Source organism: Flammeovirga agarivorans, from assembly GCF_012641475.1.
GTDB lineage: Bacteria > Bacteroidota > Bacteroidia > Cytophagales > Flammeovirgaceae > Flammeovirga > Flammeovirga agarivorans.
In genome coordinates this window covers 39,352-65,629 of sequence record NZ_JABAIL010000003.1, presented here as the reverse complement: position 1 = coordinate 65,629, position 26,278 = coordinate 39,352, and the positions used below count along the sequence as shown (strand labels likewise).

Below are 26,278 nucleotides of genomic sequence, written 5' to 3'. Positions count from 1 at the left end.
AAACTTTAGTTTAATGGTTGGGAGCCTTATATATTCCTCAAAAGTACTCTATAATGAGTTACTTAATGTTACCTCTACAGCAAAACCAATTTGATTATCTTTATTTTTAGGTAGAACAATTGATAACCCATCATCAGTTTGTTTCCATTTTAATTTCTTATCGTAACCTAACAGTTTTACGTCTTTGATATCCTCATTGGCAAAACTTTTAATAAGAGCTGTTTTACCTCTTTCTAAAGCGATAGCGTATACTTTATCTCCTTTTGCTGTAAACCAGAAATCAGATGGAGTAAACTTTTCTTTAAAGCCGTAGCCTTTTTCGTTCTTATCTATTTCAGCACTCTCCTGATTAATTTTCCACTTATGCGTTCCATAAATTGCTTTACCATTTACGCTAGTCCACTTGCCTAAAGCTTTTAAGTTTTCAATGTTTTGTGCTGGAATAGATCCGTCACCTTTAGGTCCAATATTTAACATGTAATTGCCTCCTCTCGAAGCAATAGCAGTAAGCCAATAGATTAACTCATAAGGAGATTTCCAATCGTTATCATATTCTTTGTACCCCCAAGAATGGTTGAAAGTTCCTACTGTCTCCCAAGGTTTGCCTTCCATTTCTTCTACTGTTGGAATTTTATTATCCCCTGGAATTTTGTAGTCACCCAAACCATGCCCCACTCTATCAGTAACAATCACATTAGGGTTGATATCGTACACCGTTTTATAAAATTGAAAACTTTGGTATTTCGTTAAAAAGTGAGCAAAATCGTACCACATAAATTTAATATTTGGGAACCTTGTGAGTAATTCCCTCACTTGAGGAAACGCCTTGTTATATAAGTAGTCATCAAATGTATTTGGTGATGGATCCCAAAGATTTGCCCCCATTGTTCTGCGTTTTTTTCCTTTAAAGTCGGCAGGTTCTGGCCAAACTTCTCCCGTATAATCTAAGTAATTTTTAATGTTACAATCGTTCGCATCATTCCAATCGATATTATGGGAATAGTATACCCCAAAATCAATATTATGTTTCTGACAGGCATTGTATAATTCTTGGATGATATCTCTTTTAAAAGGAGTAGAACCTATATCAAATGTGCTATGTTTAGAATCAAAAAGTGCAAAACCATCATGATGCTTAGAAGTTATGACCAAGTATTTCATTCCTGCATTTTTTAATAGCAACACATACTCCTCTGCATCAAATTTTACAGGATTGAATTCATCAACTAGTTTTGAATATTCATCTCTAGAAATTCTAGCTCTTGCTTGAATCCACTCTGCAACACCAGGATCTGGACTTTTTATATCATCAATTTTTTGACCTTTATACATTCCTCCTAAAATGGAGTACAGTCCCCAATGAATAAACATTCCAAATTTATCTTCATTAAAATGTTCCATTGCTTCTTTTTTTGAAGCATTCATTTGTTCCCAAGTTTGTGCTGAGGAGGTAAATACCAGACTTGCTAATATTAAAAATAGAGTGAATTTTTTCATTACAACATTTCTATACTTAAAAAATTGATGTTGTAATTCTAATTATTTATCCTGTCAAAAGATGTCGTATTGCTTTCAAAGTATTGCCCGAATCTTAAAAGACAAAGAGCGATAAATAGTTTATATACAGAAAATGTGGAAGATATATTATTTACTTTGGATGGTTAGTTGTTGGAGATGATGTTCTAAATGAGCAACATAATCTTGCATGAGAAACTTTAAATCCGAAATTTCATGATCACCTAATACAATTTTGTATCCTAAAGTTGCTTCCGTTTGGAGTTTCATAATTGCTATGATTCTATAGTTTATCGACATCCAGAAATGAAGTAATTCGGTACGATTGGCATTTTGATAATCATTGACCTTTACCAACTCATCTTGGTTGTATTTTCTGATAACATAAGGTTTTTCCTCAAATTGAATTTCCGTAAAACGTTGAAGATTATTTACTGCTGAGTCGATAAGATGGCCTAAGATCTCTTGTTTTGACCATTTTTCTAGCCTTTCTTTTTTGGTGAATTCTTCAATCGGAGAGTTTTCAATATACTCTTTTCCTTTTGATAATAGCTGACTGAATTTTAGTATAGTTTCTTTCATTTTATTAAATCATTTATTGAGAGAGTGGCTGTTTTACTTGAAAGCGTTCTTATATTCCTTTAGGTATCTGCCTGTGTAACTTGTCTTCGAAAGTACAATCTTATCTGGTGTTCCTTCAAAAACTAATTCCCCTCCAGCAATACCTCCCTCAGGTCCAATATCGATAATCCAATCGGCATTATTAATCACATCCAAATTATGTTCGATAACGATTAATGAATTTCCATTATCTACCAATTGATTCATTAACTCAATAATTTTTTGAATATCTGACATATGAAGGCCCGTTGTTGGCTCATCCATAATATAGATATTCCCTTCTTTATGTAATTCACTAGCTAGCTTCACCCTTTGACATTCCCCTCCAGATAATGTAGAAAGAGGTTGTCCTAGTTTTAAGTAGCCAAGTCCTACATCAATTAACAGCTTTAGTTTTAATTGAATTTCCTTGATGGCAAAGAATTCGTAGGCTTGCTGAATCGTAAGTTCTAATACTTCATGGATATTTTTCCCTTGATACTTATAGGTGAGTACTTCATGATTATATCGTTTTCCATTACATTCTTCACACTTCGACTTCACAGCATCCAAAAATGCCATGTCTATCGTGATATAACCTAATCCATTACATTTTGGACAGGCGCCTTTTGAATTAAAACTAAATAATGCACTACTTACTTTATTCTGTTTAGCAAACACTTTACGAATCAAATCGAATACACCGGTATAGGTGGCCGAATTAGAACGTTCAGATTGTCCAACTGGACTTTGATCAATCACAATGGCTTTAGCGTTTTTCTTCAAGAACTCTTGATGTATCAATGAGCTTTTTCCAGATCCGGCAACGCCAGTAATGCAGACAAATAACTCCTTTGGAATCTTTACGGTAATATTCTTTAGGTTATTGGACGTAGCCTTTTCTATTGTGAAGTACTCATTTGAATTTCTTATTGGCTCCTTTTTAGGAATCGGAGTATGTAAGAACTTTCCGGTGAGAGTATCTGCTCTTTGTAAGCCCTTAAAATCACCTTGATACATAATTTTACCACCTTTCACTCCAGCATGAGGACCGATATCGATAATATGGTCAGCAATCTTAATCACATCAGGATCATGCTCAACAATTAAGACCGTATTTCCTCCTGCTTTGAGTTCTTTGAATAATTCATTGACTAAATGAACATCTCTAGGATGGAGTCCAACACTTGGTTCATCAAGTATATAGATCATCTCAGTAAGGCTACTGCCTAGTTGTTTAGCAAGTTTTACTCGTTGTGCTTCTCCTCCCGATAATGTACTGGTTTCTCTCGATAAGTTGAGGTACCCGACGCCAATATTTATCAGATATTGTAAACGCAATTGTATTTGTTCCAGCACCGTAGCTACCATCTCATTTTTTATTTGTGAGATAAAATGAGATAATTGATTTAGTTGCATCTCACATAATTCAAATATGTTTTTTTGATGGATAGTTACTGATAAAGCTTTTGAGTTTAGACGAGTACCGTTGCATTGGTCACATGTTCCTTGATGGATATAATTTTTGATCACATCCTGTTTCTTTTTTGAAAGACTAGCGATATCTTTATTCAGATACAGGCGATTGATTTTTCGGTATAAGCCTTCATAATTACCTTTCAGAAAACCTTCCTCATCTCCAAAATCATGTCGAATACTTTTTGCATATAAGAAGTCATGTATCTCTTTTTCAGAGAAATTTTTGAAAGGCTTATCGCAGTCAAATAAATTGGACATCACAATCTGTTTCCAAAAGATAGAACCAACTTTAAAATCACTAAATAAAATGCCACCATTATTAATAGTTTTATTCCAATCTATGAGGGCATCGACTTCAATTTTAGTGGCGAATCCGGTTCCACTGCAGTGCTCACACATCCCTTCAGGAGAGTTAAAGGAAAAGTGGTTAGAACCTCCAATAAATTCAGAACCAATACGAGAAAATAATAATCTAAGGTAAGTGTATATTTCCGTTACAGTACCTACAGTAGATCTAGAATTACCAGAAAACCGCTTTTGTTCTATTAATATTGCAGGAGATAAATTTTCTATCAAGTCGTAGTCTGCTTGTTCGTATTTTGGCATTCTGCTTCTCGCAAAAGTGCTAAAAGTATCGTACAGCTGACGTTGTGCTTCAGCATTTATGGTTTCAAAAACCAAAGACGATTTCCCCGATCCAGAAACACCCGTAAATACTACAATCTTATTTCTTGGTATTTTTAAGTCCAAGTTCTTAAGATTGTTTTGCCTTGCACCTTTGATAATAATATTTCTCATGAAATGACAATAGAAGGTTATGAAAACTAGACTTTTTAGTCCATTCAACTCAATGAATCACCATTAAAAATACTATTAAAAGAGGTAATTGAATAAAAAAACGGCCAGTAAATTCATTCAATGGTGATGAACAAATCCACAGACCGTTGTAGTATTTTTTTGGATAATACCCTTTTAACCTAATTCTTTCAATAAGGTATTTGCAGCTAATTTACCAAGCTCATTAGAGGCTAAAGGACTAGCTCCTGTAATCAGTTTTCTATCAAGACAAACCGTTTTATCCATTTTTGTATTCATTAGAGATACTCCGAGGCTTTTTAGTTTTTCACTTAACCCATAGGGCATTTTTCCGGGTAAGTATCCAAACATTGGCGTTTGATTATCCACAGAATCTGGAAAAACAGCCATGTTATACCCTTCATAAAGGAACTTCTGATCGTCTAATGTAGTAGCTAAAAAAGCTCCCGGACCATGACATAAACTGATTGTAAACAGTTCATTCTCATCAGCCCATCTTAAGACGTTATCTACATTTTTATCTTCAGGAATTCCAATCATGGCTCCATGCCCTCCCGGAATAAATATTGCTGCATAATCTTCTGGGCGGTGAGAAGATAGGTTTATGAAATCAGAGAGTTTAACAGGATTATCAAATTCAGATTTCAGATCATAGTATAGGGTATTCACAGCGATATCGTTATCTGGGAAAGCCCACATTTCAAATACGACAGGTTTACCAGTAGTAGTTGCGATTTCAAATTCAAACCCAGCATTTCTCAGATGAAGCATTGGTAATAGTGCTTCAACAGGGTGGTTGCCTGTTGAGAAGTATTTACCGTTCTTCATTTTAAGATTTTTCTCTTCTGTAAAGATGACTAAAATCTTAGTTTTTTCACCTTTGTATTGATTGTAAGAGATATTTTCATAGTCAGTTTTTTTCGATGTTCCTATCATTAACGCCAATTTAGACGGGCTGTATGAGCCATCAGACTCTAATTTTGGTGATAATCCAAGAATTTTCTTTAGCATAACTTTTGGTGATTTTATATTCAATTCACAAAGTTACATGATAAAGATCTCTCAGAAATTACCCTATGATAACAAAGCTACTTCTGAGCTTTTAATTTTCGTATTCTACTTAAACTTTCCTTTGTTACACCAAGATAAGAAGCAATATAATAGTTAGGGGTAAACTGTTCTATATTAGGATATTGTCTTATGAATAATTCATATCTTTCGGTAGCTGTTAACCTAAGCTGATTTAGAATTCTTTTATGTAAGTGCATCACATGACGTTCCAAGTTCTTTCTTTGAAATGTCTCAAATTCAGGGAATAAAGGGTAGATCTCTTGCAATTGTTCCATCTGGAATTCGATGACTCTAGAGTCTTGTATACACTCAACAGTAAGTGATGCGACATCTTGGTTGTAGACGGCCATAAAATCACTTATCCACCAATCATTTACTGCAAATTGTAGGGTATGTTCTTTCCCATCTTTATCAACATAAAAAGAACGTAAACATCCCTCAGTAACAAAGAAAGTTGTATGAACAGTATGGCCTTGTTGTATTAATAAGTCACCTTTAGATATATTCTTTATTTCCCCGATCGAATAAATATGTTCCTCTGCTTCGGGTGACAATGGAATGTCGTTTCTGATTTTATCAAATAATTGTTGCAATCTCTAAATAAATTGATGAGTAAAGCGATTCTACAATTATGAATAGCTTTTGGTTGTTTTAATTCTCCAAAATTAATTGATTCTTTCTTATTTATCACATTTGATAAACAATACATTATCGCCATTCCACATATCGCTTTTTGGGAGTAAACCTTCTTCAAAAGTAACGTTGCTAAAATTTGGAGCGGCAATCATTTCTAAAATATCTTTCTTAGAGAAGAAGTGTGTCCAAAAACGGTAGACATCTGTAGTATCATTTTCGTCGATAATGGTATGTTGTGAAAGGAGAACTTTCTCCTCTTCAAACAAGAATGATTCTGATAAAGCTAAGTGTGGTGTACCTTTCCAAAAGCCTGCTTCTACTGCATCCCAAGATTTGAGAGATGCCTTTTTCGTAAAGTCTTTATCTTTCAATACATCAAAAATAAATGAACCACCTTTCTTTAGGGCATTTTTTATATTGATGAGTAAAGGAGCTCTTTCTGAAGGAGTTAAAGCACCGAGATCAGTATAAATAAGTAGAATGAGGTCATATTCTTCAGTTCCTAAATCAGCTTCAAGATAACTTTCATTTCTGTAATGAATAGAGAGACCATTTTTGTCTGCTGTGGAAGTGGCATACTCTATTGAGTTTTTAGAGATATCCATACCTGTGACTTGATGTCCTTTTTCTGCAAGAATTTTGGTATACAAACCTGGACCACATCCTAGATCCAGAATTTTTAAAGGTTTCTCCACTTTTAAGTGATCAAGAATCCAATTGACAGTTTTTTCGATAGAAGATTGTTTACGGCTAGCAAGGTCAATATCGGGGTTCAGATGAATTTGAAGTAATTGTTTCGAAATATAAGGATCTGTCCACATAAAGGTGGTTCCTTTTTCATATAGGGCAGGGCGTTGAGTGGAATTGATAATTTTCTTGATGTTCATGATACGTAAATAATTGATGGATTTTTGTTCTTAGATATTAAAAATACTATTTATTTCTGAATGCATTTTTATGTAAAATAGAAAAGACTACACCTTTCTAAAGATGTAGTCTTTTAAATGTCTATCTCATCATTGCGTAGCGTTTACTTTCCCACCAATGTGTATAATCTGTTTTCAGCTCTCCATCAATCAATATAGATTGACCAATTTTTGGCGTTGCAATTGGCATATTTTCTTTTTTGGCAGCTTTAACTATCCTCTCAACAGGATCAGTCCAAGAATGCGTAGCCAATGCAAATGATCCCCAATGTATAGGGACAATTAATTTCGCTTGGATGTCTTGTGCAGCAGTAACGGATTCTTCGGGCATCATATGAACATCTCTCCATAGTTCATTGTATTGTCCACATTCCATTAAACCTACATCAAAAGGGCCATATTTTTCTCCTATTTCTTTAAAGTGTTTTCCATATCCACCATCGCCACTAAAGTAAATATTAGTGTTTTGACTTTGTATCACCCATGATCCCCAAAGTGTAGCAGATTGATCGCTTAACCCTCTTCCCGACATATGCCTTGATGGGGTGAGTACTATTTTTAAATCTTTATACTTGGCTTCTTGCCACCAATCCATTTCTGAGATTTTATCATCACTGATTTCCCATCTTCTTAAATGATTTCCAACACCCAGCGGAACATAGAAATGGTTCACTTTTTCTTTTAATTCATCAATCGATTCATAATCCAAATGATCGTAGTGATCATGAGAGATAATTACAAAATCAATATTAGATAAATCATCAATAGTTATGGGCATTTCCTTATTGAATCGAGCTCTTCCTAACCAAGGATGTGGAGCAGCGTATTGACCAAAAACAGGATCAATTAAACCCTTTTTACCATCAATTTCTATTAAGAATGACGAGTGACCTAACCAAGTGATTCTAGGTAATGAGTCCGGTAAAGTACCTATCGATTGAGGATCCATTTTAAGCACATCAATATTTTGATGTGGAGCTACATTAGGATCTGGGTTCATCGTTTCTTTTAGCATCGCTGTGATACTATGGCAGTTGTACTCCATAATAATCTCTTCATCATTGATGAATATCCCATCTTGATAATGACCGGTTTCTGCATAACTTAACTGTTGATCCTTATTGGCAGATCCTCCAAATTGCGGACTAATATTAATAAAAGCAGTTCCAATAATTACCACAGATAATATCAAAATACCTACAGTGATAAATAACCATTTAATGATACGTTTCATTTATTTTGATTTATATGTTTCAATGAAATGTAATTACAATTGAATTTATTTATGGATTATGTTAAGTATAGAACTTTATATCAACTAATTATAGATTTATATGACTTACATTAATTCTAGTAGAACATGATATCCAAACTATTATATTTTTATCTTGTAATTATTTTAAGTTCTTCTTTAAAAATGATCTTTGACAAAGGTAAAGACAGAAAGGGCTTTAGAACTTAAACATTTTTGTAGAAGAGTTATACTTTTTAGTCTTGGGAACGGATAATTTCTGAAAGTTAAACTTGAATAGTCATGAATTGTTTAACCTTCATATTGGGTAACACTTACTACAATACCATTTTCTAAGGTGATTTCAAGATAATCGGGATCAATATTAAATAACCCAGGGACGAAACCTAACATATATGTAATCCTAGTTTCATTATAGAAGATATAATCGGTACCTAATAATGAAATTACTTCCTGATCGGATTTACCCAAAAGCATCTTACTTTCGATAATATCTTCAGACATTCTGTAGCGTTCCAATTCGGTACTTTCCCAAACTTTTGCATTAAACTCTTCTTTACTGTAATAGGAATTAGACCATAGCCAAGACAGAATAACAAGGATATAAATCACAGGACTAACAAAAGAGGTAAAACCTAGCGCGATCCAAAACCTGTTTTTTTGGGAGCCAATATTTCTTTTTTTGAAAAATCTAAGACAAACAAAAAATAAAGGGATAGCGATAGCAATAATGATGATAGGAACTTCTGGGCTCATATTTTTTTAGCTAAATAAAAAAGTAGAATACCAATATAATTTATATATCATCGATATTCTACTTTTTGTTTTTTATAGATTTTTGGATCAATTAATGACCCGAGTAAAACCTTGACATTTGATATAAAAACAGGCAAAAACCTGCAATAATTAAATACCAATTGACCGCCTTGTAGAAAGCAAGAAAATCTTTGTTTTTTCTAGATAAGGTAATGATGATTACAATAGGAATTAAAGCTAACACTTGTCCTAATTCTACACCCAGATTAAAACATAAAATCTTAGGTAGGAACTCACCCTGTCCCATATCAAAAGATTGCAATTTGGTCGATAATCCAAAGCCATGTATCAGTCCGAAAATAACAACCATAAGTAATAAGTTCGGAGACTTGACATTGAATTTTTCGAAGCCACCAAGGTTTTCAAAACCTTTATAAAGTATACTCAAAGCAATGATTGCATCAACTAAATGTTCATCAGCAGTGATTCCTAAATACGTAGCACCAATTAATGTGATACAATGCCCCACAGTAAAAGCGGTGATAAACTTTAAAATATCTTTTAAGCCATTTAAGTAGAATACCACTCCTGCTAGAAAAAGTAGGTGATCATACCCTGTCAGCATGTGAGTTGCACCTACTTGAATATATGCCCATAAACCACCGTTACGTAATGTTTCCTGATCGGCACTAGTAACATCATGTGCAAATCCAATAAATGGAAGAAATAATAGAAACAGGAAGAAAACCTTTTTAAAGTTCAATTTCATCTTAGTTGTTTTTTCTAAAATACATAAATAATGTAGCGATGATAAATAAGCTGACGATCACAAACAGTGAAGTTGGAATCCCTTCTTCATGGTCATGATCGTGGTCGTGATCATGAGTATGTGTATGTTCGCCATGTTCATGCGTCACTTCAAAAGTTAGTGTACTCCATTTAGATTGATGTGTATAATCTTTATTGCCTTCTACCTTTTTCATATGGATAGTTCGAAGAAAATAAATACCATCTTCGGGTAAGCCCACTGTAATGATCCCTTGGTCATTAGTTCGTAGTTGTTTACCGTTAGTGTGTGTGTGTTCATGATCCGAACCATGATCATGGCTGTGAGTGTGACCGTCATGGGAATGATGCCCTGAAACATGATCTGCATACACTATTTGGTTGGCAAGAGGTTGGCCGTCTAGTAGTAATTGTACATCAAGAGATTCTCCACTATGTTTAGCATAAGGGTTATCCATTGGTACAAACTCAATAGGGTATCCTAAGATGGTCTTCCAGTCCTCAGATTTTTGATCACCAACTTGGTAGATGGCTTTTACATGCTTTTGGTAGCTTTCTGCCACATCCTCATCTAATGTGTTACTATATTTTCTCTCATTCAACATATCTAAAACACCATCATGTTTTAAATAGCTATTGAATTCTTCAGCTGTCTGTTGAAAGACTCTTTCTTTTGTAGAAACACCAGCGACATAGGTACCTTCTTCTGTAGGTTTAAAAATAGCTTTTGTTACCGTACTGTCCTGATCTACCCACTGTCTGGCTGAAATAGCTACTCTTTTTCCATGAGCTACGATTGAAGCATCTAAAAGTCGATCTCTTGAAATTGTATTTTCACTACTTTCAAAAGTACCATTGTATAAACTAAAAGATGCTTCCTGATTGGGTTTCAAGAAGTAGGTCTCCATTTTGATATACAAATCATGGCTACTCAATACAATAAGAGCGAATAGCAAATAGAATGGTCTAGTCAGTTTATTGTCGAATGTCTTTGAAATGACTCCCGTTTTTAATTTCATATTTCGTTGATGAAGTTTATTTATTTCGATTAGTGAATTGATATAATTAGCTGTTTGCGGCAAAAGTAATAACTTTTCTCATAGAAATCTCAATAACAAAGCACATGCTTATTTTTGATGGGTAGCATTTCATTCCATGTATCTATAAGTAATTCAAATAGGAGAAGACTTGATGTTAAAGAGGACCTTTGAATGTAGTTGAATCTTTCGTTATAAGAGGACTGAAACAATATAAAAAGAGCAGGATATTTAATTCAAATTACCCTACTCTTTTGTGATTGCCTATTGGAACAAATCCACTATATCTTGATAGCCTTTTTTCTTAGCTAAATCCAGAGGAGTAAGTCCATCCCAAGCTACTATAGATGTGTCCACACCTGCATCTAATAAAATTTTTGCTGTGGCAGTATTTCCATGCCATATCGCATCATGTAATGGAGTATATCCGTTAGTAGGGCCTTGAGCATTTTTAATTTTATCAAAATCCTTATGTTTTACAATCATATGCATGATCTTTGAATTTCCCATATAGGCAGCCTTATGTGTAACAACAGCTTTCATATATTCTCCTTCAAGCGTTAAATCGGCACCATTTTCAATCATCTTCCTAAATAATTCAATATTATTATTTCTCGAAGCCACCAATGCTGCGGTATGATATCCATTGCCCATTTCATTATTTGGAATGACTAGGTTAACGTCTTTTGGTAAATTTTTAGGAGTTACTTTATCTTCAAAATGTTGCTCCATATATCGATCATATTTTTTATAATACTTAGCAAAGATTTCTGAAATTTCTTGATCTATTGGATGTAGTTCTTTTGAACCTTTATCAGGAACAGGGAATTGTGCAGCCGTTCTACCATATTGATCTTTTAAGTTCGCATTAATATGATCTAGTGATAATAGATATTGAATCATTTTTGGATTTTGATACCAAGTAGCAACCATTAGGGGTGTAAAAGTATTACTAGCTGCTTGAAGATTAATAATGGCCTCAGCGCCATGTTCCACTAAAATTTTCATGACTTCAACATGACCACCTTGAGCAGCAAAATGAACAACATTAGTACCTGTTATTGGATCAATGACAAAGATATTTTCCCCATTATTAATGAGTTCTTCCACCAATTCTACATTTCCTTCTCCTGCCGCTTTCATAAGAGGAGTGAGGTGTTCATCTTGTCTATTTTGTGCAGAAGTATTATTTATGGATACTATAAAACCTAGTAGAATAAGTAAGTTGATAATCTGTTGACTTTTCATATTTAAACTTTTAATAATTGAGAGTAATGGATGAATGAAATGATATTAAGACAATCCGAAACTTTAATTGGGATTTGAAATATCATGTATCGATTATTTAATAGATAAATTAGGAACTAGACTGCTTTCACTTTATAGGTATGAATTTTTACATTCCCCTCTTTTGTGATTTCCACTTTCCATTTTTCTTTGACATTTAATTGTAATGCTTCTCCTGAATATTTTTCAGCTTTAAGTTTTACGGCTAAATCTACATTAAAATACTCATTATTAGGAGTAATACTGATGGATTCAATAATATGTTGATTGTCTGGTTTGATTTCTTTTTTGATGGCAGAATACCATTCCGAAAACCCTTGATGACCAATAAATTCTCCTTCTGGGAAAACTAATTGAGCATCTTTGTCCAATGAATGAGTGAAATATCCATCTTCTGCTAACTGATCAAAATGGGCAAACCAATCTTTTACAAAAGCGGTTATTTGTACCTCTGGTGTTTCATTTTTAAATCCATCAATTACTGAAATAATACGCTCTAATTGTTGATCAGCTCTAGCTTCTACAGCTTCTTGTGTATTATAAACATTAGGAACGTATACCATACCATGTTCATAGATAGGTTTTAAAAAGTTCATCTGAGCCATATAGGCTGTTTGTTCCATTGGTTTAGTTAATTCCTCAATCCTAAAATGGTTATAGCCAGTTGGAGTATAAGCCTCTGCAGGTCCACCCACTGTAAAACTTAATTGGAAGTTTTTTCCTTTTAGTTTATTCCCTTCTGGGCCATAGGCAAAATTGAAATCAAAGACTTCATCAAACCAGGCTTTTAGAATGGCAGGCATATTATACCACCAGAAAGGATATTGGAAAATGATAGTATCTGCATTTATTAATGCTTGTTGTTCTGCCTCCACATCGATTTTATAATCTGGGTATAGCGAAAAAATATCTCTCACTTCCACATCATCTATTTTATTCTTTATTTCATCTGCAATTCGCTTATTGGCGACAGATTTTTCAAGACGAGGGTGTGCTAAAATCATTAATGTTTTCATAATTATATAATTAGTTGTACATACAAGTATTAGATTTCAAAAAAAAGAATACCTAGATAGGGGGTATTCTAATCTTTCTTTTTTATAATTTCATTGGCTTTGTGGATATCTGCAGTCAATTTTACAGCAAACTCTTCCCCTAAAACCTCACAATATTTTTGATAGAGATTGTTTAAAGCCTCATTGATCATTGGCTGTAATTTTCTACCCTCTTCAGTCGGGTGAATATAAGTCACTCTACCTTCTTGAATACGCTCAACATATTTATTAGTAATTAATTTATCAATAAATCGAGTCATGGTAGAAGCTTTTACGTTGATTTTATCACTTAATTCTCCTTGACTAAGGCCGGGTTCTTCAAATAATATAAGCATAAGATAGGCATGAGAAGGCGATAACCCTGTAATGCGGAATGCATCTTCTGCCATCGAATTAATAAATCTCGATAAGGAATTAGCTGTAAAGTATAAACAACATTCCTGATATGACTTTCCTGAATTGCTCATATTTTTAAATTTTGATACACCAAAGGTATTAATATTAGTTGTACATACAAATGAATGATGTGGTTTTTCAATCAATAAATTTAAATAGAAATATAGTAGGTTGATTATCAGTATGTCGATGCTATTTTCTTTATTTGTTTTAATCTCTGAGGATATATCACAAACTGAATAAAATTAAACTCAAGGTGCTGTAAGCTTAACTTTTTACCTTGGTGTTCCAGTTCTAAAAAGGGGTAATATCTTAAGTTAGTTCTTAATACCCAACCATCACCCTTTACACTTGGCCTAATATCCCAACCAAAGACAAGGTTTGGAGAAAATTCATTGGTGTTAAATGAAGAGGTTTCATGGCCGTTATCTTTTTCAGAAAAATGTAGCTTTTCATAGCTCAATCCCAAACCTATATAAGGTACAAATCCATGATAATCAGCAATATATTTATAAGCCTCCATATTGATACTATGTCGCTGAATTTTTTGTTCTATCCCATAAGCACTTCTTGTTTGAGAAATAGGTCTAAAAGATAATGCACTAATGATGTCTAATTTTGTAAAATGGTATCCTAGGGCAATATCTGGATATATAACAGGGAAGGTTTTGTCATCCAAGAAAGGGTATTTATCTGTGACATAGTTTGATGATTTTATCGGAAAAGAAGCTGATGGCCCGATACCAAAGAATAAGCCCCATTTATTGGAAGCTGAAAATTGATCATTGGCTTGTTTACTCAGTTGGTTATTGGCCCCTTTGGTAGTTTCCATCATATAGTTGACACCAATCTGAAATAAATGTTCTGGGAATTGATCTTGACTGACCACTTCTCTGGATAGATAGATATCAAAATCTGGATTGATAACTCTACTATATTCTAGAGTGAAATAGAATTTACTCAGCTGTATACCCAGTCCAATATCAACGACCGACTTTACTTGTGTAAACTTAAATTGATCGTTTTTTAAATCTTTTTGAGTGTATCTAAATGGTGAAAACTTATAACCGATATACGGTCTTATTGATTGCTCTTTTGAGGCTATGGGGTAAACTCTTAATCCCGTAAATGTTCCTAAACGATAGCTATTTTCGATTTTATCTTCACCAAATTTTATATCGATTGTACTAATGGAAATAAAGAAGTCGGCATGTCCCCAAAAATGAGTGGCTCCTATATTTATGGAAGGGGTAATAAAACCATGCTTCTGAAATGACTCCACTTCATTGTTGGCATTCAGAAAAGATCCATTGGCTAAATTTGTAGCAATATAATTATCAATACCAAAATAAGTTTTTGCAAAAGAGTGTCGCTTCTCCCAATCTTGAGCATTGACCTGAGATAAGCACAAAATAAGAAGTATTAGGTATAAGTAACTCTTCATTTATTGGTTTCAATGATAGTTCTGAGAGATATTGTTTTTAAGTTGTATTAGAGGTAATAGCGTTCTCTATTCTTCTAAAATAATAAATTATTGGGAGTAATTAAGAGAGAAATAAACGTATTTATTTTGTGTTTTGAGAATCTTGTAATTGATCAAATGCTATAGATGAAATAAAACTATTAATATCCTCTTTGTACTCATTGTAATCAATTGTAAAAGTGAAAATTACATTGTTGATAGCAGTAAAGTAGGTAATCCCTTTTTATCCAAAAGGTGGGCATCCTTCAAACTCAAATTTTAAAGCAAAATTCCCATCTAGGCTTGTTTCTGTTCGCGTTTTTTGATCACATTCTGCCCATGATACCATAACGTCGGCATATTTTTTAAGACCTTCTTTAGAAATTTAGTTATACTTTCTAGAGTCTAATTTGCAACTTTCAAAATTCTTAATGCTCCTTGTATCACCAATCCAAAAACTATTGTCCCGATTATCAAATCAGGTGAATTTGAGTTTAGAAATTTCACTAAAACTCCAGCTATTATCACACCAAGGTTTATTATTATGTCATTCGAAGTAAAAATCATACTTGCTTTCATATGAACTTCTTCTTTATTTTTGGCTTTTTGAAGCAAATACAGGCATAACCCATTTGCAATAAGAGCAAAAACTGATATTATGATCATGACAGAAAAATTGGGAATTTTTTCTATTATGAAAAATCTTCTCAATACTTCTACAAACCCAATAACTGCTAAAGTTATTTGAAAATACCCAGAAATTTTTGCAACTCTTTTTTTTCTAGTTAAAGTACCACCTACAGCAAATAAGCTTATTCCGTAGACAAAACTGTCGGCAAGCATATCCAAACTATCGGCAACCAACCCCATTGATTTTGAGATTACCCCTGTTGTTATTTCGAGTAAAAAACACACAAAGTTTATTATTAATACTGACCAAAGAAGTTTTCTTTGATTAAAATTGTCACGAAAGTCTATTTGATCTGTTTGTTCAGTCAATAACTTTTTTACTCCTAGGTTTAATTCTTTTAGTGATTTTTCTATTAAATCTAACTGATCACCGTGGAATATTGTCAATTTTCTATTTGGTATATCAAATTGTAAATTTACAATACTAGAAAATTCATCTAATTTCATTCTAATTAGATTTTCTTCTGATGGACAATCCATTTTTGAGATTTTAAATAATGTTTTATACATTTTTATTTCTAAAATTTCTTTGAATACTCCATGTAAAAGCAATCATGTATTGCCTATAGCAAGGAGAACATTATTGTACAATACCATTTTATTTACCTTTGGTTTATCTGAATAAAATATTTACTTCTACTTTAAAAAAGTGAAAGTAGGTAATTACTAATTCTATGCAGAAAGAACTTTATTATAAATGATATCTATGTATCACTATTTAAATAAATAACATAAGGTTAATCTTTTTATGTTTTCACATGAAAACCAAATTGAAAACAGAATTAAATAATATGGAGTTTGTATTACTTATTAAGATTATTATCAAAGGTAAGGTTCTATATCTGCAACTCGATTGCAAAGTTTAGCTATTACATGTTTCGCAAAGTCCTTTAATAACCATATTAGCTTGAAGCATTTTAAAGTTTTTTGGTAGGTTAATTTGAGGTATAGGATAATCGGTAAGACAATATGTTTTTTGACAAGAAATACAGAAAAAATGAAAATGTAAATCCTTAAGTTCGCAATTACAACCATCAGCACATACAGCATACTTAGTCATTCCAGAGCCATCATCTATACTATGGATTAACTTATGTTGTTCGAATAATTTTAATGTTCTGAATATTGAACTTCTCTCTGTTCTAACAAGACCTGATTCAATATCTTTAAGGGATTGTGCTTTCCCTTGATCTAAAAGATAATCTAAGACTATTATTCGTACTGATGTTGGTTTCACACCTTTTAATTTTAGTATGTCGTCGACCTTACTCATAATTAATTTTATTACTAAACATTAGAACTTCAGACTTATTCTTATGCGTGAAATCTGACACATAATATTTTAATTTCACTTTGTTGAAATGTTATTAACACCGTGTCTATAAAATAATAACAGTTCCTTTACTTATCTAGAAAATAAAGTGTTTTTTTAATTGAGCATGAATAGTATCAGATGAAAACTATTAATCTCATTTTGTAGATAGTAAGGTTATAAATAAACATTCTTCAACTCAGTACACTTCCAATTTATTGAATCTTTCTTATTTCTTTTAAAGGAACGAAATGATGCTCCACAGCATTTTGATCAACCGTCCAAACGCGATAACCGAAAGGTCTTTTATCAAAGTTTTTACTTGTTGTCTCTCCACTGACTAACTCAATATCCTCATAGTTATTGATAGTTAATTTATGCGTATGCCCAGATAGGTATGCAGCTGCATTATTGTCTTTCAATAACTGTAAGATTTGTTTTCTATGAGGTTCTGGTAAATTAAAGTTATGCTCTTTTTCATCGGGAGATTCTGTATACAATGGATAATGTCCTATTACAAAAGTAGAGTGTCGTTTACTTTTCTTTCTTTTGATAGTCTTTTCAAACCATTCATTATGTAGTTTAGACTCATTTTCTACATCACACTTCCAATACTGAGTATTCGTTATTATAAATAAGTGATCCTTATTTTTAAAATGGTAGTAATCTTTACCAATTTTATTTCGGTAATATGCAATAGTTTGTGCTGTAGGTACTTTTCTAATATCATGGTTTCCCGGTGCAAGGTGACAAGGAACTGTAAAACCACTCATAATTTCTTGAAAATCTTTATAAGAACTATCATTGGGACTATGTACTAAGTCACCACAAATAACGACAAAGTCGGGATTCAGTTCATTAATTTGTTCTACTGCCTGTGCAAAAGTTTCTTTATCATGTTCATAGCCTCCCATTCCTAATTGTGGATCACATAACTGTACAAAAGAGAAGGCCTGTTCTACTTTTTTTCCACAAGAAAAAGTTAATGTAGATAGTGTTACTAATAGGAAAAGCTTTTTTAGTCGTAAAATCATTTTAGTAAAAGGGATGTATTAAATAGTCTTATACTTAAAAAGTGATAATTTAATTTTGGTCACAAATGATTTATTAATTAAAAACTAATTAGGTGATTAGTAATGATTCGAATAAAAGTAGATAATAATTTAAAATCAATTATCTATCTAATTCCTGTTAGTCTTATTTAAAAATAGCAAATGATGTGCTCTGTATCATTTGCTATTTTTAATGGTATTAAGCTATAATTCTTTATACCATTCTGCGATCTCTTCTCCAATCCGATGTGGATGATCTTCTTGGATAAAGTGTAACCCTTTTCCAACATCAACGGTTTTGAGATTAGAGAAATTCTCTTTGATATAACTTACGTCGACATCCCTTATCAACGCACCGGGTGATACATATAATAACAATTTAGGAAGATCTGTTTCTGTCAACCAATCTCCATATGCTTTAATTCTATCATACGAATATTTAGGTTCTTCTCCAATGGGAACATTTTTCGGGAATTCTCTTAATGCTTTTCTACTTCCAATTGTTGGATATGGTGCTTTATAATAATTGAATTCTTCTTCCGTCAATTTTCGATTGATCATGCTGGGTAACATTTTGTTGATAAACATATTTCCGACACTAATCATTAACCAACCAATACCTTTGGTCCGCATCATTTTAAAAGCCGTTTGCATTTCTGGAGAAGGTTCAATTGGTTTTACCATAGCTTCCATAAATGAAATAGCTTTGATATTATTACGGTGTGTATTGGCATAATGAAAACCTAAACCTGATCCCCAGTCATGTAGAACAAGGGTGATATTTTTTAAATTAAGTTTTTCAATAAACTTATCTAAATAGTCACTATGATTCTTGTATGAGTATTCAATTTTTGGTTTATCAGATTTTCCCATTCCAATTAAATCAGGAGCAATACACCTCCCTAATGGTTCTAGGTAAGGAATAATGTTTCTCCATAAGTAAGAAGATGTAGGGTTTCCATGAAGAAATAAGATAGGGTCACCTTTTCCCTCATCAATGTAGTGCATTTTACTTCCATTGACTTCTATATATTTTGATTCAAATGGAAACTCAGCTGAAATCTCTTTTTTACTTTCCATAATAAGATTTACGATAATGGTATTTTAGGTTAATCACACATATATAATTTCAAAACTAATTTAATGGTTCGACTTCTAGTAATAAAATATAAGTGGTAGTTATAATCCAATATCTATTTATTATTCAAACTTATCATCTCTTCTGACTTCAAAAGCTTCTTATAATCGAGCTCAATATCATCGATTGAGATGTCTAAACCATTTTTTAGTAACAAAGTGACAATGGAATTTTCCTGACTGATAGAACTTACTTGGTTTAATGGGATTGATATGTCGTCACTAAATAAATCTTTTACTATGACATAATCCTTCTCAAAATAGACTCCTTTCCGAATTATCTGAAATGTAAAACTTATTGATAGTACCAAGAATAAATAAGCAAATATTTTACTTATTGAGAAGGACGGTTTTTTATAATAATCACCTATCCATCTTTTGCGAAAATTATTTATAAATATCGAAATTGGAACTGCTATCATGAACCCAAATATTATAGAGTAACTTGTAATATTTGGGACTAAAATCACTTGAAATAATTCATTTTGAGTTTGATAATATAAGCTTCTTAATAGTGATGCTGAACAGATAAATACACCAATTCCTATTGCAAAACTCAAAAAATAAAAAATCATCCACCTTCTAACTTTCTGTTCTTTTTCTTCTTTTTGAGCTAAAGTAAGGGAGTATGTTTTTTGATATACATTTCTGTCCTTTCTTATGACTATAAAGTAATAGAATATTGAAATGATCAGTTGAACTGCAATAGGTATAAATACAGTTTCAATTAATATATCTGTAAACATTTCCGTTAGTTTAATTAGTATTGCAAAATTTTTAAGTAATGAAAGTAGACATCATTATTTTAAGGAATGTCATATTTCAAATCATTTTCATCATGTGTAAAGAAATAAGCATAGTTTGATCTTAATTCTTCCCAACCTTCTTCAGTCTTATACTTTTGATTGAACACATCTTCCCAAGCTATTCTCATTTGTCTGGCACATAAAATCGGAGGAACTTGGCCAACACCAGTACCTAAGCCTGGAATAGCTATCGTTTTAATTTTTTCTTTTATCGGTGTGCCATCTTCCAACTTTCCATAAAGTAGTAAAGTTAATATCGCTTTGGTGGCCAAATATACATTTGGAGAACGTAAGATTGTCATTGGTGTTCTCATCGTTGGAGCTGAAATTAAATATGGGAATTGATCATTATTAGTTTCAACAATAGTAGCTTGTCCAACAAGTAATTCACCAAAATATTCCTCTCTCAATTTTTTTTGAAGTGTCTTTTCAATGTGCCATCCGAGATGTTTTGAGATGGCAAAATCAATTCCTCCGTTCATATAGCCAAAACTATTCGCAGGACTGATTATAACATCACAAGATAGGTCAAAGATAGATTCATTTTTTACTTCCACATTATCAACCCCTTCAAATACTTTACTCCATGCTTCAGTTAATTTAGAATTTATGTCTACTAAGTAAAATTTCATATAGTTTTCTTAATTGTAATTGTCTATAAATAGATTCACGATCTATTTTATATAAAGCACTTTAAACTCTTTTAGGTAGGCTTTGATCATTTATTGGAAATTAGAGTTTCCAAGGGAGTTTAGGTAGTGATTCAATTCAACTTTATCCTTTCTAATTATTTAGTATTTAAACTGTAGAAAGGGTATCATTTGAAGAGTCATCAAATTTCAATAGTTCGCAAAGTCTATATATTCGAGTTGCTTTGAGGTAAAGATAATATTTGAGGTCTAAGAAAGGAGAGTCGCGAGCAATTTCTACATAAATTTTTACAATGATGCAGAAACATACTCGCGATTTTTTGATGGATAAATTTAGGTGTCAAATATTTAACAGGGGAAATTATTTTATCCCTCCAAAAGCTCCAAAACACATGTTTTTGTGTAGTATTTCGGTACCCCTAAAGCCTACTTTTTTCATTAAATCTAATTGATAAGTCATAGATCTAGGAGAGTCTTCTAGTTGAATATAATCCATCACTTGTTTTCTGTATTTTTCTCCATTAATACCCTCTAGATATTCTCCATATCTATCCCATGTATATTCTATTAGAGGTGCAGTTTCTTGTGTTATAAGATCGGATATCATTAAACACCCACCGGGTTTAAGTAAGTTGAATAATTTTTCGAACGTGGTTTCCCAATCTTTATCATCCCTAAGGTGATGTAAAACAGCTCCGGCCAAAATTATATCATAACTTTCCTCTTCTAGATCAACTTCTCTAATATCTCCTTGTATTGTTTCTACTTTTTTAGTCGTAGATAGTGAAACACGTTCAAATGCTTTATCTAACATGGGTTGACTTAAATCGACTAAGGTACAGTGAAGGTTTGGAGTTTTTGAAAGCATTTTTATGGTATAGTTTCCTGCTCCGCACCCGATATCTAACAATCGTTGTGGATTGGGAACAATACGTTTTGCTGCTTCGGTCAATACTTCTAAAGAGATTGTAGCGTCTATAGTAGTTACCTGACCTGTGTCAAGATTTGAAAATCGCTCTACATCATTGTCAAAACGTATTTGTATTTCTTTCACAGTTGATTTTCGCATGCTAAAGTTAATTTTTGAGGTGGTAATTTATTGTGTTTTTTTTCTGTAACATTTGGCTAGAAGCCTCCAGTCACTTCTATTTTTTGCCCTGTAATCCATTGAGCATTACTTGTAGCTAGGAAAGAGACCACTTGTGCAATGTCGTTGGGTTGACCCACTCTTCCCATAGGAGTCATTGTAACAAAATTGGCTTCACTTTCACTTCCGATAGTACCAATCGTGTGAGTTCCTTCGGTTTCTACTAGACCTGGTAATATCGCATTTACTCGAATATTTCGAGGTCCGAGTTCTTTCGCTAAACTTTGCGTAAACCCATCAATTGCAGATTTTGTCGCTGTATAAAGTGATGTATAGGCTGTAGGTCGAGTGGTAGCTACAGAACTAATATTTATGATACTTCCTCCTTTGTCACCAAAATGCGACAAAGCTTCCTGTGAACACAGCATACTTCCAAGAACATTGGTATTCATCTGACGTTGAAATTCATCCACCGTAACAGTTTCTATAGGTTCAAAATGATAAACTCCAGCATTGTTTACCAAAATATCGATATTTCCAATTGCTGACTTTATCTGATTGAACATGTTTGTAACATCTGTTTTGTTGGAAACATCTGCCTGAAAAGCCATGGCTTGGTAATCTTTCGATTTCAGTTCTTCCACAAGTTGATCAGCTGCTGTTTTATCACTATTGTAATTGATAGCAACACAAACTCCTTGGCTTGCCAAAGCTTTAGCGATTCCTTTTCCAATACCTTTCGATGCACCTGTGATTACTGCAACTTTTCCTTCTAAATTATTCATATCCTGTTTGTTGATTTGTTAGGCAAAGTTGTTCATATTAGTATATATTGGTCAAGTATGCACTTTTTAGTAACCTAGGTACCAAAAGGGTATTAATGTTGAAAATCAGTAGGTAAAAAATGGATAAAAATAATAAAAAAGCAGTCTGTGGGATAGATTATGGATTTAAACGCATCGGTGGAAAATATAAAGGAAGGATACTATGGGCATTACACAGCGGGGAGGTTTTACGCTACGGTGAACTTCGTCGGGCTTTACCTGATATCTCTCCTAAAATGTTAACCCAAACGCTGCGTGAATTAGAATATGATGATTTGATCTTTAGAAAAGTATATCAGGAAGTGCCTCCCAAAGTGGAATATACTTTAAGTAATAAAGGAAAAGAACTTATCCCATTTATTGAATATTTAGGAAATTGGGGGATGGAACAAATGAAAAAAGAAGAAGTGGAAGTAATGAGTTGTAGTGATGAAAGTTGAGCTTGTAATGACCTTATAGCCCTAAAGCTAATGGCTTATTCTTCACTTTTTTATAGAGAGCGTTGCATTTCTATCACTTCAAAATAATCATTATTCGACAATAGTATTTGATTAGACTTTATCTTTTCAAATCCAAACTTGTGATACAATGGAACACCTGAGAGGGTTGAGGTCAATACTATTTTCTTTAATGAAAGCTTTTTGCATAATGATATACAATATTCTAATAATAATGATCCGATGCCTTGTTTTGCATAATCAGGATGAACAAAAAAGCTTTTAAATTCAGTGATATCTGATTGAATTGTATCTATTTTAAATCCACCACAACCTATAATTTTGTGATCTAAAGTGGCGATATAAAACGAGTGATTTAGTATTAAATCTTCTATACCTTGGATCAATTCTTTACCCACAATTATTGTAGACTCTTTGTAGTATTTTTTTTGTAATACATTGACAGAGATGTCAATCATTTCATTGATCTTATGAATTGAATTTATTTTAGCTTGTTGAATTTGTATGTCCATTTTAGGAGAAGGTAGAATAATAATTAATTACAAAATAGGTGAGTGAACTAGAGTGTCAAAGCTTAGTTCAGTAGTGAAAGTTAATTTATTTTGAGTAATTATTTTTAATGTATTGGTCTATTTTACAATCGATATAGAAATCATTATAACTTCTGATATTTAAAATGTCATACACTACTTTTTTCTTATCGAAGTTTTTCTGTTCATAATATGACTTACAAAGTATATAGCCAGTCCAATAACCTGAATTTCTTGGTCTTGTTTCACTTTGCTTCACCCATGCCCTCCAAGAGTTCCAAGTACTTTTATTGTCTTTACAGTTATCAAATTCACTCCAAATGTACTCTTCCTTACCAGCAAAAGAAGTATAGTCGCCATCTGTATTTCCACAAATAAGTTCTGCGATAAATTCTGCTGAACCCTCTCTTAAACTACTGGCAAGAATTGTATTCTCCTTTTTCATTTTCTTTTGGTTAAAATGAATCAATTCATGACAAACAGTTACTGGAATATGCTCTCTTAACATACTTATTCTTAGTATATCTTTATTCCAATTTTCAGTATTTGATGTAGGTGTTCGACAGAGGATTTCAGTTCCTATTATTATTCCATTTTTTGAAATCGTTCCGTTAGAACTAAATCTACCAACGACAAAATAAATATCTGGAAATGTCGCATCAGGATATATAGTTTTAAACTCTTGGAAGTAAGTTTGAATCTTTTCCTTAAGGTCATCTACATCAGTGATATCTTTTCTTATCGATAAATAAAACTCCTTATGTTGTAGGACAAACCTAGAAAATTTATCAGCACTATAAATTTTACTTTTATAGAAGTCTTTTAGACCTTTTGACCCTTTATCAAAATAATTTTCTTTAAAAATAGAAGTTGCATTTAATGTATCATTCAATGCTAAATCTAAAGCATTGTAGAAGTTTTGTATATCACTAACATAAATCTTAGAGGATATTGGTTCTTTTGAATTTTTTGAAAAGCTATTATTTGAATTTATAAATAAAAAAAGAATAAAGATGAAACTGAGGTGAGTTTGTAAAGTTTGCATGAAGTAGGTGAATTTTTGTTGTGTAATGTAGGGTATTTGATGCTTTAATACCCCAAATAAACTTTTCAATATAAATATCTTTGAATGTGATTATTTTTCAACTGTATTAAATACTGGACTCTTTATTTCACTAAAACATATAGGATTTGGCTTCATGGTCGGGTTGTTAAAAAAATCATTTGCAGCTTCCATCGCACACGGATTACTCCAATTGGTAGTTGGTCCATGTTTCCAACCTATAAAAATAAGGTGATAAGAATTTTTTAGATTATTAGTCATTGATTTGGCCCATTTTACAGGTGTCAACTCATCATATTCTCCACTTATTAAAAGAACAGGTATATCGCTACTTACTGCTATATTTTCAATATCATCTACTTTTTTTACACTCCAAATTTCACAAATATCATTATCAAAAACCGTTGGTGATAATCCTTTAACCTCTGGATATTTATTTGTTTCAATAGTAATTTTTTCTTGAGAATTAAATGGGTTTTCTTCTGCACACCATACCGATAGACGCATTCCTTTTCCAACCCCATTTCCTGGTTCTTGAAATAGATGTTGTAGTTGTTTTTTTATGGAAGATAAATCGTTATTAAGTATTTTATTTATTTCAAGGGGAATATCAGGTACACTACTAGTAGAAGCGGAAGTGAATACATGTATCAAGTCTTTCCCTTTTAGGTAAAAAGTTTCTAGTTGACCATTATTTGGATTCTTTATTTTTACTTCAAGTGGATTGTTTGTTTTCTCTTCCAAGTATTTGAGAAAGCGACTTTTAATATTTGGAAAGGCATTGTTACAGTCAGGATTTATTTCACAATCGCATAGTAATTTATCTAAGCATTCTAAAAGGTTTTTTACGCTTTCTTCGTCATAATTTACTTCTAATGGAAGTGGAGAGTCCATTACTACGCTTCTAATTTTATCGGGATAATCTCGTATTAAAACCTGTCCAATTTTAGTACTGTAAGACATCGTCAGTAAGTTATATTTTTTAATTCCCAATACACTTATTAAGTCGTTTATATCAGCAGCAATTTGATTTGTAGTATAATAATTTAGATCGACCCCACTATTTCGCAATCTTTTATTACACTGGTAGGCTGCTTTTTGAAAAAGACTATCAGTTTTGGAAGGATCAAAATTTGGAAGATTAGATTCATATACCACCTTTGCCCATTCAGGGCAGTCTAAACTCGGTTTCGAATATTGAGTTCCTCTTTGTTCGAATAAAATAAGATCTCTATCGTCAAGATATTTGTAGTATTTCATATACTTTGAGGCGCGCATAGAAGTGTAACCTGGACCTCCAACAGTATATAAAATTGGGTCGGGTTTTGGGTTCTTAGAACGACTTTTAAAAATGTATATTGGTAGTTTTATCTTATTACCATCTGGTTTATCTCTGTTTTCAAGCACTTCCAAATAACCAAAAGTATATTCTTGTCCTTTCGGTATTTTATGAGTAGTCTCATTTGTTTCTGTAAAAGTTGGTGTAAAATGTATTTTGTTTTGCCCGTAGCATCCAACAGATATTAGGATAACGATAATAATGCTAATCAATTCTTTTGTCATGTTATCGATTTTTATTGTTGCTAATAAGAAAT

At 32.5% G+C, this 26,278-nt stretch carries 26 protein-coding genes; 1 reads left to right on the top strand and 25 read right to left on the bottom strand.

Features of this window, described 5'->3' with window-relative positions:
* Positions 1-48: 48 nt before the first annotated feature.
* The 22 genes from HGP29_RS09515 to HGP29_RS09410 form a co-directional block, all read right to left on the bottom strand.
* The gene (locus tag HGP29_RS09515) at positions 49-1,497 is read right to left on the bottom strand and encodes an alpha-L-fucosidase (RefSeq protein WP_168882165.1); all 1,449 of its coding nucleotides are present in this window, start codon (positions 1,495-1,497) and stop codon (positions 49-51) included.
* A gap of 147 nt (positions 1,498-1,644) precedes the next feature.
* Positions 1,645-2,097 (bottom strand): DinB family protein, encoded by a 453-nt coding sequence (locus tag HGP29_RS09510; RefSeq protein ID WP_168882164.1) that lies wholly within the window; start codon positions 2,095-2,097, stop codon positions 1,645-1,647.
* A gap of 33 nt (positions 2,098-2,130) precedes the next feature.
* On the bottom strand, positions 2,131-4,392 hold the full coding sequence (locus HGP29_RS09505; protein WP_168882163.1) for an ATP-binding cassette domain-containing protein: 2,262 nt from the start codon (positions 4,390-4,392) through the stop codon (positions 2,131-2,133).
* Positions 4,393-4,566: 174 nt separating this feature from the next.
* Positions 4,567-5,421: a glyoxalase III HchA gene (hchA, locus tag HGP29_RS09500; protein ID WP_168882162.1), complete on the bottom strand. Its 855-nt coding sequence runs from the start codon at positions 5,419-5,421 to the stop codon at positions 4,567-4,569.
* 77 nt (positions 5,422-5,498) lie between these two features.
* Entirely contained in the window at positions 5,499-6,074 is a 576-nt protein-coding gene (locus tag HGP29_RS09495) for a Crp/Fnr family transcriptional regulator (RefSeq protein WP_168882161.1), read from the bottom strand.
* Positions 6,075-6,161: 87 nt separating this feature from the next.
* Positions 6,162-7,004: a class I SAM-dependent methyltransferase gene (locus HGP29_RS09490; protein WP_168882160.1), complete on the bottom strand. Its 843-nt coding sequence runs from the start codon at positions 7,002-7,004 to the stop codon at positions 6,162-6,164.
* A gap of 121 nt (positions 7,005-7,125) precedes the next feature.
* On the bottom strand, positions 7,126-8,277 hold the full coding sequence (locus HGP29_RS09485) for an MBL fold metallo-hydrolase (RefSeq protein ID WP_168882159.1): 1,152 nt from the start codon (positions 8,275-8,277) through the stop codon (positions 7,126-7,128).
* A 309-nt stretch (positions 8,278-8,586) separates the two neighbouring features.
* A complete protein-coding gene (locus HGP29_RS09480; RefSeq protein ID WP_168882158.1) occupies positions 8,587-9,051 on the bottom strand; it encodes a hypothetical protein in 465 nt (154 codons plus the stop codon).
* 91 nt (positions 9,052-9,142) lie between these two features.
* Positions 9,143-9,820 (bottom strand): HupE/UreJ family protein, encoded by a 678-nt coding sequence (locus tag HGP29_RS09475; RefSeq protein WP_168882157.1) that lies wholly within the window; start codon positions 9,818-9,820, stop codon positions 9,143-9,145.
* Position 9,821: 1 nt separating this feature from the next.
* Positions 9,822-10,856, bottom strand: coding sequence for a DUF4198 domain-containing protein (locus HGP29_RS09470; RefSeq protein WP_168882156.1), 1,035 nt, complete (start codon positions 10,854-10,856; stop codon positions 9,822-9,824).
* 282 nt (positions 10,857-11,138) lie between these two features.
* Positions 11,139-12,122 (bottom strand): ankyrin repeat domain-containing protein, encoded by a 984-nt coding sequence (locus HGP29_RS09465; protein WP_168882155.1) that lies wholly within the window; start codon positions 12,120-12,122, stop codon positions 11,139-11,141.
* Between the two features lie 116 nt (positions 12,123-12,238).
* Positions 12,239-13,177, bottom strand: coding sequence for an NAD(P)H-dependent oxidoreductase (locus HGP29_RS09460; protein WP_211093249.1), 939 nt, complete (start codon positions 13,175-13,177; stop codon positions 12,239-12,241).
* Between the two features lie 68 nt (positions 13,178-13,245).
* Positions 13,246-13,683 carry a MarR family winged helix-turn-helix transcriptional regulator gene (locus tag HGP29_RS09455; protein WP_168882154.1) on the bottom strand — a complete coding sequence of 146 codons (438 nt, stop codon included), beginning with the start codon at positions 13,681-13,683 and terminating at the stop codon, positions 13,246-13,248.
* A 107-nt stretch (positions 13,684-13,790) separates the two neighbouring features.
* Positions 13,791-15,056: a hypothetical protein gene (locus HGP29_RS09450; RefSeq protein WP_168882153.1), complete on the bottom strand. Its 1,266-nt coding sequence runs from the start codon at positions 15,054-15,056 to the stop codon at positions 13,791-13,793.
* Positions 15,057-15,479: 423 nt separating this feature from the next.
* Complete coding sequence (locus HGP29_RS09445) at positions 15,480-16,274, bottom strand: cation transporter (protein ID WP_168882152.1); 795 nt, start codon at positions 16,272-16,274, stop codon at positions 15,480-15,482.
* Between the two features lie 352 nt (positions 16,275-16,626).
* A complete protein-coding gene (locus tag HGP29_RS09440; protein WP_168882151.1) occupies positions 16,627-17,037 on the bottom strand; it encodes a Fur family transcriptional regulator in 411 nt (136 codons plus the stop codon).
* A 254-nt stretch (positions 17,038-17,291) separates the two neighbouring features.
* Positions 17,292-18,110: a metallophosphoesterase gene (locus HGP29_RS09435; RefSeq protein ID WP_168882150.1), complete on the bottom strand. Its 819-nt coding sequence runs from the start codon at positions 18,108-18,110 to the stop codon at positions 17,292-17,294.
* 222 nt (positions 18,111-18,332) lie between these two features.
* Positions 18,333-19,208: a haloalkane dehalogenase gene (locus HGP29_RS09430; protein WP_168882149.1), complete on the bottom strand. Its 876-nt coding sequence runs from the start codon at positions 19,206-19,208 to the stop codon at positions 18,333-18,335.
* Between the two features lie 113 nt (positions 19,209-19,321).
* Positions 19,322-20,011 (bottom strand): hypothetical protein, encoded by a 690-nt coding sequence (locus HGP29_RS09425; protein ID WP_168882148.1) that lies wholly within the window; start codon positions 20,009-20,011, stop codon positions 19,322-19,324.
* Positions 20,012-20,070: 59 nt separating this feature from the next.
* Positions 20,071-20,703, bottom strand: coding sequence for a macro domain-containing protein (locus HGP29_RS09420; protein WP_168882147.1), 633 nt, complete (start codon positions 20,701-20,703; stop codon positions 20,071-20,073).
* Positions 20,704-21,082: 379 nt separating this feature from the next.
* Positions 21,083-21,790 carry a class I SAM-dependent methyltransferase gene (locus HGP29_RS09415; protein ID WP_168882146.1) on the bottom strand — a complete coding sequence of 236 codons (708 nt, stop codon included), beginning with the start codon at positions 21,788-21,790 and terminating at the stop codon, positions 21,083-21,085.
* 56 nt (positions 21,791-21,846) lie between these two features.
* Positions 21,847-22,593 carry an SDR family NAD(P)-dependent oxidoreductase gene (locus tag HGP29_RS09410; protein WP_168882145.1) on the bottom strand — a complete coding sequence of 249 codons (747 nt, stop codon included), beginning with the start codon at positions 22,591-22,593 and terminating at the stop codon, positions 21,847-21,849.
* Positions 22,594-22,712: 119 nt separating this feature from the next.
* On the opposite strand from HGP29_RS09410, the gene HGP29_RS09405 reads away from it, so the two are divergent.
* On the top strand, positions 22,713-23,072 hold the full coding sequence (locus HGP29_RS09405; protein ID WP_168882144.1) for a winged helix-turn-helix transcriptional regulator: 360 nt from the start codon (positions 22,713-22,715) through the stop codon (positions 23,070-23,072).
* Positions 23,073-23,122: 50 nt separating this feature from the next.
* On the opposite strand, the gene HGP29_RS09400 is transcribed toward HGP29_RS09405, so the two are convergent.
* The 3 genes from HGP29_RS09400 to HGP29_RS09390 form a co-directional block, all read right to left on the bottom strand.
* Positions 23,123-23,602, bottom strand: a complete 480-nt coding sequence (locus HGP29_RS09400) for a GNAT family N-acetyltransferase (RefSeq protein WP_168882143.1) — start codon at positions 23,600-23,602, stop codon at positions 23,123-23,125.
* Positions 23,603-23,687: 85 nt separating this feature from the next.
* Positions 23,688-24,665, bottom strand: coding sequence for a gliding motility protein GldB-related protein (locus HGP29_RS09395; RefSeq protein ID WP_168882142.1), 978 nt, complete (start codon positions 24,663-24,665; stop codon positions 23,688-23,690).
* A gap of 90 nt (positions 24,666-24,755) precedes the next feature.
* Complete coding sequence (locus tag HGP29_RS09390) at positions 24,756-26,246, bottom strand: alpha/beta hydrolase (protein ID WP_168882141.1); 1,491 nt, start codon at positions 26,244-26,246, stop codon at positions 24,756-24,758.
* Positions 26,247-26,278 lie beyond the last annotated feature (32 nt).